This window comes from Streptomyces sp. NPDC058001, from assembly GCF_042886315.1.
GTDB lineage: Bacteria > Actinomycetota > Actinomycetes > Streptomycetales > Streptomycetaceae > Streptomyces.
Genome location: NZ_JBHVQT010000001.1, coordinates 1 through 11,390 on the forward strand (window position 1 = coordinate 1; position 11,390 = coordinate 11,390).

Below are 11,390 nucleotides of genomic sequence, written 5' to 3' on the forward strand. Positions count from 1 at the left end.
TACTGCAGGGGGGACCCTGTGGGAGAGTAGGACACCGCCGAACTATCTTTATGGGAAAGCCCCCGCACCTCGGTGCGGGGGCTTTTTCGTTTTACGGGTTTTCCCGGTCGTTTAGGGTCGAGTCATGCGATACGACCTGGTCATCTTCGACAACGACGGCGTTCTCGTGGACAGTGAGCCGATCTCCAATCGAATCCTCGCCGGCTACCTGACCGAGATCGGGCACCCCACCACGTACGAAGACTCCCTGCGCGACTACATGGGGGGTGCCATGCATCGCGTACACGATCTGGTGAGGGAGCGGACCGGGGAGCGGTTGCCCGAAGGGTTTGACGACAGCTTTCATCAGCGCGTATTCGGCGCGTTCGAGCGGGAGTTGGAGCCGGTCGACGGGGTTATGGACGTTCTGGAGATACTTCGCGCCGACGGGGTCGTCACCTGTGTCGCTTCGTCAGGGAGCCATGAGCGGATTCGGGTCGGGCACCGGAAGACCGGGCTCGACCGGTGGTTCGACGATGCGCGGATCTTCAGCTCCGAGGATGTGGGCAAGGGAAAGCCGGCGCCGGATCTCTTTCTGCACGCGGCCGAGCGGATGGGCGTGGTCGCCGGGCGGTGCGCGGTCGTCGAGGACAGTCCCCTGGGTGTGGAGGCCGCGGTCGCGGCGGGGATGGACGTGTACGGATTCACCGCGATGGCGCCCCCGGAACGGCTCGCCGGAGCCACCGCGTTCTTCTCGGACATGAAGCAACTCCCCGCCCTGCTCGCGTGATCCGAAAAGTCGCTTCCTGATCTATCTACCCACGGGTAGTTCGGGGCCTTACGCTGTGCCGCCATGACAGATGTGCTGCGGCGCGGCCGAGCCTCCTTGGCGTTCAGCTTCTTCGTGCAGGGTGCCGCCTTCGCTCTTCTGGTGACCCGGATTCCCGCGATCCAGGACCGGTACGGGATATCCGACGGGCTGTTGCCCGCCTTTCTCGCCGCGGTGCCGGTGCTCGCCGGGGTCGGCAGTGTGTGCACCGAACATCTGGTGAAGCGGGTGCGGCCCAGCAGGGTCCTTCGGTGGTCGCAGCCCGTCGTGCTCCTGGCGCTGCTCGGGGTTGCCTCCGGCGACCGGCTGTGGCAGGTGGCCGTGTCGCTCGGGGTGTTCGGGCTCGCGGTCGGCGCGCTCGACGCGTCCATGAACATGCTCGGCGTGAGCCTGCAACGGGCCTACGGGCGCAGCATCATGCTCGGATTCCACGCCGCGTACAGCCTCGGGGGGATCATCGGAGCCTCGCTGGCCTGGGTCGGGGCGCACTGGGATCTAGCGCTGTTCGTGTCGTATCTGCCGGTGGTCGTGGTGTTGTTGCCGGCCGTGTTCGTGGGGAGTTGGTGGTACGTCGACGCGGGTGTCGGCGGGGGTGTCGGCGGTGCGGAGGGGGACGGGGGCGCGCAGAAGGGCGGCGAGGCCGGGCCCGTCGTCTTCCGGATGCTGCTGCCGCTGTGCCTGGTGATGACCTTCGCCTATATCGGGGACTCGACTGTCTCGAACTGGAGCGCGAAGTACCTCCAGGACGTGCTGGGCAGTTCGGAGCAGCTCGCGACCGTTCCGTACAACGTCTATATGGTGACCACGCTCGTCGGGCGGGCACTTGGGGATTTCGGTGTGCGGCGCTTCGGGGCGGTCGGGGTGGTGCGGGCCGGGAGTGTGGTGGCCGCGCTCGGGTTCGGGGTGGTCGCCGTGGCGCCGGGGCCCTGGATCGGGATGCTCGGCTTCACCCTGCTGGGCCTCGGGCTCTGTGTGATCGTGCCGCAGACGTTCGCCGCGGCCGGACGGCTCTTCCCCGGAGCGTCCGACACGGCTATAGCGCGGCTCAATGTCTTCAACTACGTGGGATTCCTGATCGGTTCCCCGCTGGTCGGGGCGCTCGGGGACGCGTGGAACTATCGCGGCGCGATGGTCGTTCCCATGGTGTTGGTGCTTGTGACACTGCTGTACGCCCGGTCGTTCGCCCCGCGACCGGACCGATACGGTGAGGTGCATGAGCGGTCGCGCACAGCTGATGTGGGACGAAGCGGTGACGGGCTATGACTTCGGCCCGGATCACCCGATGGATCCGGTCCGGCTGGCTCTGACCCGGCGGCTCGTGAGCGCGTTCGGGCTGGACAGCAGGCTCGATGTGGTCGCGGCTCAGCCGGCCGGCGAGTCGACGCTTCGGCTCGTGCACCGTGAGGACTACATCGAGGCGGTCAAGGCCGCCTCCGCCGATCCCGAGTCGGCGGACGGTTCCTACGGTCTCGGGACCGCGGACGACCCGGCGTTCGCGGGGATGCACGAGGCGTCGGCGCTGATCGCCGGACAGTCAGTCGGCGCGGCCGAGGCGGTGTGGCGCGGTCATGTCCTGCACGCGGTGAATTTCGCGGGTGGGCTGCACCATGCGATGCCGGGGAGCGCGTCGGGGTTCTGTATCTACAACGACGCGTCGCTGGCCATCGCCCGGTTCCTGGAGTTGGGTGCCGAGCGGGTCGCCTATGTGGATGTGGACGTGCACCACGGGGACGGGGTGCAGGCGGCGTTCTGGGACGACCCCCGGGTGCTCACGATCTCGCTGCACGAACATCCGAGGATGCTGTTCCCCGGGACCGGGTGGCCGGAGGAGACCGGTGGCGACTCGGCCGAGGGGTCGGCGGTGAATGTGGCGCTGCCCGCCGGGATCGCGGATGCCGGGTGGGTACGGGCGTTCCATGCCGTGGTGCCAGAGCTGTTGGCCGACTTCCGGCCGCAGGTGCTGGTGACGCAGCATGGCGCGGATACCCACTTCGAGGATCCGCTCGCGCATCTCGCGGTGTCGTTGGACGCGCAGCGCGCGGTGCAGGTGGCGTGCCATGAGCTGGCGCATGAGTACGCGGAGGGGCGGTGGGTCGCGCTCGGGGGCGGGGGTTATGCCGTGGTGGATGTGGTGCCTCGGTCGTGGACGCATTTGGTGGGGATCGCGGCGGGGGTTCCGGTGGAGCCGGAGGCGGAGGTTCCTGAGGAGTGGTTGCGGGAGGTGTACGCGCGGGCCCGTGTCCGGGGGCCTGGGCGGATGACGGATGGGGGGTGGCCGGTGGGCTGGAAGTCGTGGGAGTCCGGGTACGACCCGGCCGATCGGCTTGACCAGGCCGTGCTGGCCACCCGGCGGGCCGTCTTTCCGCTGCGCGGGCTGATGCCCTAGCGAGCCCCGGCGACGCCTGCGCCTTTCCCCTGTGCGGGTCGGCGTTACGCCAAGTGTGGGGGTTTTGTAGGTTTTGGGGGAGCGAGGGGGCTGGGTGCGTCAGCATCTCAGGATGTTGAGTGCCGGCGCCTTGCGGGCGCATCTGTTGGCGGCCAGGCTGGCCGGACCCGTGGCGACTTCGCGGGAGGAGAGTCTGCGGAGTTACCGGCTCTTCGCCGCGCGGGATCCGCGGGTGCTGCTCGGCCTCGACCCCGAGTGGAACTGGGGTCAGCGGGATGTGATGGCGCTGATGGCCGACAAGTGCGGGGTCTCGGACGATCCGCGGCTGACGACGGGGCACGATGTGATCGACCCGGAGCGGACGTTGGCGGCGCTGGACGCGTTCGCGGAGCGGCTCGGTGTGGCCGGGGCGCGTCGGGAGCCGGTGCTGATCGGTACGGGACATCCGCATCGACTGCTGGGTTTCTACGCCGCTTTGGCCGGTGCCCTGTCGGCGGCGGGATGCCCTGTTCTCACCTTTGCGCAGGGTGGCTGTGTCGACATAACGACTAGGTTCGGTCTACGTACGTACAACCTCGACTACGTACGGGGAGTCGCGCTGGTGCGGGAACCCGGCGCGCGGGGTGACGCGAGTGAGACCGGCGCACACACCCACTCGCCGCTCCCGGTTCGTACCGTTCTGGGGGCTGCGGCGGATGCCGGGGGACCCCTTCCTGGGCTGGTCGTGGGGGACCATGGATGGGTGTGCGGGGCAGGTCAGCTGGGGTTTGACGCCATGGGGCTGGCCGATACGGATGATCCCGCGCTGTTCGTGGGTGAGGCCGAGGGGCAGGTGTCCGTGGTCGTTCCACTTGATGACGCTGTGCGGTCTGATTACTACCGGCCGCTTACTCGCTATGTACTCAATCGAGCGTGTCTGTCACAGTAGGCGGCCGATGGCTGCTCCTCTTCCCCACTCGCATCACCCGCCCCTAGTCTGGGGAGTGAGCGCACAGCGACGAGGAGTCACCGGAGGGGAAGCCGGTGCCCGTCATGTGTGGAAGGTTCAGGTGTGTGATGGCTGCTGACGAACGGCCTCTCAGCGAGGTTCAGTTTCTCACTGTGGCGGAAGTCGCCTCGGTGATGCGAGTGTCCAAGATGACCGTGTACCGGCTGGTGCACAGTGGTCATCTGCCCGCGATCAGGGTCGGTAGGTCGTTCCGGGTCCCTGAGAACGCGGTTCACGAGTACCTTCGCGAGTCGTATGTGGGGGTGGACACCGCCTGATCGTCACCCTCGATTACAGTCTCGGCACTCGGGCGGGGTAGGCTAGGCCGCTCGTAGGTAGGTCGTGTGGGCCCCATTGCAGCCCCGCACCGAGTGATTGTCCCCGCACGCGGGGGTTGTCCGAGAAGTGAGCGAGGGTTGACGTGGGCTCTGTTATCAAGAAGCGGCGCAAGCGGATGGCGAAGAAGAAGCACCGCAAGCTGCTCAAGCGCACTCGCGTTCAGCGTCGCAACAAGAAGTAAGCGACCGCTGCGACAGCGCGCTCTGTGGCCCCTTCACCGATTGGTGGAGGGGCCACAGCACGTTCCGGCCGCGAAGGGCGGTCCGGTGCCCGCGCCCGCCTTCCTGTGCGCCATCGGTGGCTGTCCCGACTTCGGGCGTCGCACGGTCATCACAGGGCAACACCGACCCGCTAACGTGGCCGCGAGAGGCCCCGGAGACCGGCGGCGCCGATGAGGGCGATGAAGGCGACGACACGGCGATGACGGCGGCAAGGGCAGAGCGCGGCGACGCGGAAGGTAGGCGCTGATCTTGGGCAAGGTCGTGCTCGTGACCGGGGCGGCCCGGCAGTTGGGGGGCCGATTCGTCCGGCGGATCCTGCGGGATCCCCAGGTCGACCGGGTCGTCGCCGTGGACGCGGTGGCCCCGGGACACCCTCTGGGCGGCGCCGACTTCGTCCGCGCGGACATCCGGCAGCCGACGATCGCGCGGGTTCTCGCCGAGCACTCCGTCGACACGGTCGTGCACCTGGACGTCACGGGCACCCCGCTGGGCAGCGGCGGCCGGACCACGCTGAAGGAGACCAACGTCATCGGGACGATGCAGCTCCTCGGCGCCTGCCAGAAGTCGCCGACGGTGAAGCGGCTCGTCGTGAAGTCCTCGACCAATGTGTACGGTTCGGCGCCGCGCGACCCGGCCGTGTTCACCGAGACCACCCCGCCCAAGTCGCTGCCGAGCGGCGGCTTCGCGAAGGACACCGTCGAGGTCGAGGGCTATGTGCGGGGCTTCGCGCGGCGGCGCCCGGATGTCGCGGTGTGTGTGCTGCGGTTCGCCAACATCCTCGGTCCGACCGCGGACTCGCCGCTCGTCGAGTACTTCTCGCTGCCGGTGCTGCCGACCGTGTTCGGCTACGACCCCCGGCTCCAGTTCGTGCACGAGGACGATGTCGTCGAGGTGTTGCGGATCGCCTCGCACGATCCCGCGCGCGGGACGCTGAACAGCGGCACGTTCAATATCGCCGGGGACGGGGTGCTGCTCCTGTCGCAGTGCGCGCGGCGCCTGGGCCGCCCCACGGTGCCGGTGCTGCTGCCGGCCGTGACCTGGCTGGGGTCGGCGCTGCGTACCCTGGGGATGACGGACTTCTCACCGGAGCAGCTGCGGCTGCTGACGCACGGCCGGATGGTCGCCACGCACCAGATGCGCGAGACCCTGGGCTACGTACCGGAGTTCACGACCGCGGAGACCTTCGCGGAGTTCGCGCGCAGCCGTGGTCCCGGGCTGCTGCCGCCGGAGGCTGTGGCGCAGGCCGTCGACCGGGTCGCCGCGCTTCCGGTCCTGCGGGGCGGGCACCCGGCACCGGACCGGAACAAGCCCTCGGCGGACCCGGACAGGCCGCCGGCGGACCCGAGGACGCCGGCATCGAGCCCGACCATCCCGACGCCGACGCAGAGCCCCACCTGACGCCGACGCACGGCCCTACCTGACGCAGAGCGCCAACCGAGGAGCGCATCAACGATGGCGGACGCCAAGGTCATTCCCTTCGACGACGACCGGTCGCGCGGGGGCGCCCAGCGCCCGGCGCGCCGCCGGACCACGGCGTCCGGCCGGCGAGGGGCGCAGGTACGCGGGGTCCAGCCCGTGCCCGCGCCGCAGATTGCGCAGGATGATGTGCCGGTGACGCGAGAGGCGCGGGAGTCGCTCCCGCAGGACGGGGAGCGTGGCTGGGAGCGGCGGGTGGCCGGGGGCCTGGCCTTTCTGCGGCGGCGGCTCACGGGGGACTACGAGGTCGACGACTTCGGGTACGACGAGGAGCTGACGGACCAGGTCCTGATGTCGCTGCTGCGGCCGGTGTACGAGAAGTACTTCCGGGTCGAGGTGAAGGGCATCGAGAACATCCCGGCGGACGGCGGGGCGCTGATCGTCGCGAACCACTCGGGGACGCTGCCGCTGGACGGGCTGATGATGCAGGTCGCCGTCCACGACAACCACCCGCATCAGCGCCATCTGCGGCTCCTGGCGGCCGATCTGGTGTTCATGCTGCCGGTGGTCAACGAGCTGGCGCGCAAGGCCGGGCACACGCTGGCCTGCGCCGAGGACGCGGAACGGCTGCTCCAGCGCGGTGAGCTGGTCGGGGTGATGCCGGAGGGCTTCAAGGGCATCGGCAAGCCCTTCGGCGAGCGCTACAAGTTGCAGCGCTTCGGGCGGGGTGGCTTCGTGTCGACGGCGCTGCGGGCGGGGACGCCGATCGTGCCCTGCTCGATCGTCGGGGCCGAGGAGATCTATCCGATGCTCGGTAACGCGAAAACGCTCGCGCGGCTCCTGGGGTTCCCGTACTTCCCGCTGACGCCGACGTTTCCTTGGCTGGGTCCGCTGGGTGCCGTCCCGCTGCCGACGAAGTGGACGATCCAGTTCGGTGAGCCGATCGAGACGGACGGGTATCCGCCGGAGGCGGCCGAGGACCCGATGCTGATGTTCAACCTGACCGACCAGGTCCGCGAGCAGATCCAGCACACCCTGTACAAGCTGCTGGTGCAGCGCCGGTCGGTGTTCTTCTAGCCCCGTACGAGTGGCTCCGTACGTGTGTGGGGCGCCCCCCGATCGGGGGGCGCCCCACACACGTAACCGATGGATCTACTGGTCCGCGTCCTGTGCGTCGATGCCCAGGCCCGGCAGGAGGCCGGGGAGCAGCGGTGGCAGGGTGACGTCGGGTTTGCTCGGCAGGGCGTTCTTGCCGGGCAGGCTCGGGCCGGTGGTGTCCTTCGGCGGGTCGAGCAGGCCGCCGGTGTTGCCGCCGAGCAGGCCGTCGCCGCTACCGCTGCTGGATGCGGAGGGGTGCGGACGGGCGTCCTGGCCGCGTTCGCCACTGTCGGTGGACGCCTCGGACCTGCCGGGCTCCGGCCGGTCCGTACCGGATGTGCCCGTGGTGTCCTGGTCGCTGCCCGGTGCGGTGCTGCCGCTGCCCTTGGCGGGGGGTTGGGGCAGCAGGGAGCGCAGCGGGTCGACCTCCTGGTCTATGGCGTCGAAGACCGAGCTGACCTCCTGGCTGACGTCTCCGAGCTGGACGGGGAGTCGGTCGCGCAAGGTGCTCCAGCTCTCGCGGTGGGACTGCGAGAAGGCGGAGAGTGCCTGGATGGGGCCGATGGAGCCGTCCCGTTCATAGGCCGCGAGGAGGAGCCGGTGGCCTTCCGACGCGTCGAACCGCATGCCCGAGAGGGCGCGTCGGACCTCGCCGAGCGATTCGTGGTCGAGGTGGCCGCCGCGTCCGCGCTCCATGAGTCTGCGCGCCTCGTTGAACCGCGTGGACGCCTGGTCCAGATAGATCTGGCCGCGGTCGGTGTCGCCGTCGGCCAGGCCCAGTTTGAAGTCCTCCATGCCCCGTTTGAGGCCGTAGAGGGAGTCACCGGGCAGGGCGTCCGTACTGGCAGCGGCCACTCCGCCGAAGGCGCCGGCGGCGACACCCACGGTGAGGCCGCCCGCCGCGAGGCTCTTCGACAGGCGGGACCGGGGGCGCAGTTTCCGCAGCGGACTGGCCCGGTGGGCGCCCTTGGCCCCCTTGCGGGACCGCTGCTCGGGCACCGAAGGGTCCGCTTCGCCGCCCGGGGCTCTGCCCTCCAGGAGCATGGTCTCCATGGCGGCCACGAGCTGGGCGCGCTGGACGACCTTGACCTCGGGGTCCAGCTCCGGTTTCGGCAGGTCGCCGAGTCCGCCCGCCAGAGCCAGCATGCGGCTCCGCTCGGCCTGTTCGGTGCTGACCGGCGCGGGGGGCGGGGACCCTCCGGTCGCCGGCGGTTCGGACTGCTCGGCCGCCGGGCCCCGGTCGGACGGTTCCTCCAGGGCCTGGGCGAAGGCGTTCGCCCGCCGGTGTGCCGATACGTTTGCGATCACTGGCGGCACCTCCTCTCGTCAAGACGGTCGACTCCCCAGGGGGTCCTGAGGGTTGCGTCCCCGGTCCGCTCCCACCCGTTCGAGTGAGCGCGGGCAGCCGGGGAGTGACCACAGGGAGCCTGTATCCCGCACAACGAGCGGCGCGGTACTTGGGTTACGGACGAAAGATGATCCGACCGTCGAAGCAACTTGCTTGTACGTAGGGTGAGTTGGCTGTCGCTGTCCGTGGCCGGTCGGTCCGTCACCGGTCGGCCCGTCGTGGGTCTGTGCACGGGGATCAGCGGGCGTCGTCCGGGAGCAGTCGGGCCAGGGTGCGGACGGCCCGGTACTGGAGGGTCTTGATCGCGCCCTCGTTCTTGCCCATGACGCGTGCGGTCTCGGCGACGGAGAGGCCCTGGAGGAAGCGCAGGGTCACGCACTCCTGCTGCTGAGGGTTGAGCCGGCGCACGGCGTCGAGCAGGGCGGCGTTGGAGAGGGACTCCAGGACGGAGTCCTCGGGGCTGCGCTCGACCTCGTTGGCGTCGAGCATTTCGCCGGTGGTCACTTCGAGCCGGAAGCGGCTCGATTTGAAGTGGTCGGCGACCAGATTGCGGGCGATCGTGACCAGCCAGGCGCCGAAGTCGCGGCCCTGCCAGGTGAACGTACCGATTCTGCGCAGGGCGCGCAGAAAGGTCTCGCTGGTGAGGTCCTCGGCGGTCGCCTTCCCGCCGACGCGGTAGTAGATGTAGCGGTAGACGGTGTCGCTGTACTGGTCGTAGAGGCGTCCGAAGGCTTCGGCCTCGCCGGACTGGGCGCGCTCGACGAGGTCCATCATGCGGGCGCTGTCGCTGTCGGCGGCGGGACGGCGCGCGGCGGTGGTCGCGGAGCCTGAGCGGCTCCGTCGGCCGACTGCCGCGGTGCCGTCCGCCAGGGCATAGCAGGGGGCGGCCGGGCCGCTTGTGGCAAGGCGCGGCGCGACGAGGGCGGGGACGGCGTACGCGGTGGGGACGAAGCCGCGCAAGTGGTCGAGGACCGTTGCGCGCAGCGTAGCCAGGCCCGAGGCGTCAACCCCGACGTGTGGGTACACGGGACTCCCAGAGGCAGAGCTTCCATCACGTGCAGTGCGGAACCGTTCACCCCTCGTGGTGGCGGGTGGGTACCGGTTTGCGTCTGAGGAGAATAACGCTTCGTACAGGCAGTGCTACACCCAGTTGCTCAAATCATCGATTACGTCGCTTCTGTAACCGATCCTCGCCGGTTCAAGTATCCGAGAGTGACCGGTTGTTGATCAGATAAGGTCACGTTCCGTCCGAGTCCGGGGCGTGTTGTGCCCGAGTGGCATCAACGGGACTGGCGGGGGGATCGGCCGGGTAAGGGGACCGAATCGCCGCGTTCCGGGCCCGCGGCCCCGCGCCCCGGGCCTCCTGCCGTCGGCTCAGCGGCGGCGGCGGTGCAGGGCGATGGCCGCCGCGGTGCCGCCCGCGACCGCGCCGACGCCTGCGGCGGCGGGGATGCCGACCTTGGCCGCCTTGCGTCCGGTGCGGTAGTCGCGCAGCCGCCAGTCACGGGCCCGCGCGTGCTTGCGCAGCTTCGCGTCGGGGTTGATGGCGTACGGGTGTCCGACCAGGGACAGCATCGGGATGTCGTTGTGCGAGTCGCTGTAGGCCGCGCACCGCGTCAGGTCCAGGCCCTCGGCGGCGGCCAGGGCGCGGACCGCCTCGGCCTTCGCGGGGCCGTGCAGGGGCTCGCCGACGAGCTTGCCGGTGTAGACGCCGCCGACGGACTCGGCGACCGTGCCGAGCGCGCCGGTCAGGCCCAGGCGGCGGGCGATGACCGTGGCGATCTCCACGGGGGCCGCGGTGACCAGCCACACCTTCTGGCCGGCCTCCAGATGGGCCTCGGCCAGGGCGCGGGTGCCGGGCCAGATGCGGTCGGCCAGGTACTCGTCGTAGATCTCCTCGCCGATGGACATCAGCTCGGAGACGCGATGACCCTTCACGATGGACAGCGCGGAGTCGCGGGCGTCCTGCATGTGTTCGGGGTCCTCGACGCCGGCGAGCCGGAACCACGCCTGCTGCCAGGCGAACCGGGTCAGGTCGCGGGTGTCGAAGAACTTCCGCTTGTACAGACCGCGGCCGAAGTGGAAGAGGGCGGCGCCCTGCATCACGGTGTTGTCGAGGTCGAAGAAGGCGGCGGCGCGGTCGTCACCGGCGACGGGGAACTCCGGTTCCCGCTCGGCGGCTTCCGTGCCGGGGGACTCCAGGGCGGCCGGGTCCGGGGCAGCGCTGAGTTCCTGCGAGGACTTGCGCGCTGCCTCCGCCGAAGCCTCGCCTGCCAACACGCTCCGCGCCGTGGCGGAGCGCCTACGGGGGGTGAGCCATCCGAGAGCGGCCATGCCGTGAGCATAGCCAGTCTGTTCGGCGGTTCCGGAGTCGTGAGGATGCGGCGCTGTGAACTCTCCGCGACCGTCCCGTTAAAGAACTCATGCCGTACTCGCGTCACATCCGTGCCGTACGCGTGACCGCGGGTGCGGGGGCGCGGGGCGAGAATGGTCCGTATGAGTCCGATGTTTCGACGTACACCCAAGAAGCCGCCGCGGGACCGGGTGGTGACCCTGATCGGGAAGCCGGGGTGTCATCTGTGCGACGACGCGCAGGTGGTGATCGAGAAGGTCTGCGGGGAACTGGGGGCCTCGTGGGAGAAGAAGGACATCACGCAGGACACGGAACTGCACCGTAAGTACTGGGAGCAGATTCCCGTGGTGCTCGTGGACGGCGCGCAGCACGATTTCTGGCGGGTGAAGGAAGATCGATTGCGGCGCGCACTCACCGAATGACCGAATGGGCG

12 protein-coding genes are annotated in these 11,390 nt (G+C 69.6%); 9 read left to right on the top strand and 3 right to left on the bottom strand.

Annotated elements, in window-relative coordinates:
• The first annotated feature begins 124 nt into the window (after positions 1-124).
• The 8 genes from ACFVT5_RS00005 (at position 125) to ACFVT5_RS00040 (ending at position 7,235) form a co-directional block, all read left to right on the top strand.
• Positions 125-769 (top strand): HAD family hydrolase, encoded by a 645-nt coding sequence (locus ACFVT5_RS00005; protein ID WP_389879741.1) that lies wholly within the window; start codon positions 125-127, stop codon positions 767-769.
• A 63-nt stretch (positions 770-832) separates the two neighbouring features.
• Complete coding sequence (locus tag ACFVT5_RS00010) at positions 833-2,071, top strand: MFS transporter (RefSeq protein ID WP_389879742.1); 1,239 nt, start codon at positions 833-835, stop codon at positions 2,069-2,071.
• Positions 2,022-3,194, top strand: a complete 1,173-nt coding sequence (locus tag ACFVT5_RS00015) for an acetoin utilization protein AcuC (RefSeq protein WP_389879744.1) — start codon at positions 2,022-2,024, stop codon at positions 3,192-3,194. Before ACFVT5_RS00010 ends, ACFVT5_RS00015 begins: the two co-directional genes overlap by 50 nt.
• Before the next feature lie 112 nt (positions 3,195-3,306).
• Positions 3,307-4,122: a phosphatase gene (locus tag ACFVT5_RS00020; RefSeq protein ID WP_389879746.1), complete on the top strand. Its 816-nt coding sequence runs from the start codon at positions 3,307-3,309 to the stop codon at positions 4,120-4,122.
• A 128-nt stretch (positions 4,123-4,250) separates the two neighbouring features.
• The gene (locus ACFVT5_RS00025; protein WP_389879748.1) at positions 4,251-4,460 is read left to right on the top strand and encodes a helix-turn-helix domain-containing protein; all 210 of its coding nucleotides are present in this window, start codon (positions 4,251-4,253) and stop codon (positions 4,458-4,460) included.
• 143 nt (positions 4,461-4,603) lie between these two features.
• On the top strand, positions 4,604-4,702 hold the full coding sequence (locus ACFVT5_RS00030; RefSeq protein WP_003948845.1) for a 30S ribosomal protein bS22: 99 nt from the start codon (positions 4,604-4,606) through the stop codon (positions 4,700-4,702).
• Positions 4,703-4,991: 289 nt separating this feature from the next.
• Complete coding sequence (locus tag ACFVT5_RS00035) at positions 4,992-6,140, top strand: NAD-dependent epimerase/dehydratase family protein (protein ID WP_389879749.1); 1,149 nt, start codon at positions 4,992-4,994, stop codon at positions 6,138-6,140.
• Between the two features lie 54 nt (positions 6,141-6,194).
• A complete protein-coding gene (locus tag ACFVT5_RS00040) occupies positions 6,195-7,235 on the top strand; it encodes a lysophospholipid acyltransferase family protein (protein ID WP_389879750.1) in 1,041 nt (346 codons plus the stop codon).
• 75 nt (positions 7,236-7,310) lie between these two features.
• On the opposite strand, the gene ACFVT5_RS00045 is transcribed toward ACFVT5_RS00040, so the two are convergent.
• From ACFVT5_RS00045 to ACFVT5_RS00055, 3 genes are all read right to left on the bottom strand, one after another.
• Positions 7,311-8,564 carry a DUF5667 domain-containing protein gene (locus tag ACFVT5_RS00045; RefSeq protein ID WP_389879752.1) on the bottom strand — a complete coding sequence of 418 codons (1,254 nt, stop codon included), beginning with the start codon at positions 8,562-8,564 and terminating at the stop codon, positions 7,311-7,313.
• A gap of 277 nt (positions 8,565-8,841) precedes the next feature.
• Complete coding sequence (locus ACFVT5_RS00050; RefSeq protein ID WP_389879754.1) at positions 8,842-9,630, bottom strand: ECF subfamily RNA polymerase sigma factor, BldN family; 789 nt, start codon at positions 9,628-9,630, stop codon at positions 8,842-8,844.
• A gap of 348 nt (positions 9,631-9,978) precedes the next feature.
• Positions 9,979-10,938 (bottom strand): HAD family hydrolase, encoded by a 960-nt coding sequence (locus ACFVT5_RS00055; protein ID WP_389879756.1) that lies wholly within the window; start codon positions 10,936-10,938, stop codon positions 9,979-9,981.
• 153 nt (positions 10,939-11,091) lie between these two features.
• On the opposite strand from ACFVT5_RS00055, the gene ACFVT5_RS00060 reads away from it, so the two are divergent.
• On the top strand, positions 11,092-11,379 hold the full coding sequence (locus ACFVT5_RS00060; protein ID WP_389879758.1) for a glutaredoxin family protein: 288 nt from the start codon (positions 11,092-11,094) through the stop codon (positions 11,377-11,379).
• Positions 11,380-11,390 lie beyond the last annotated feature (11 nt).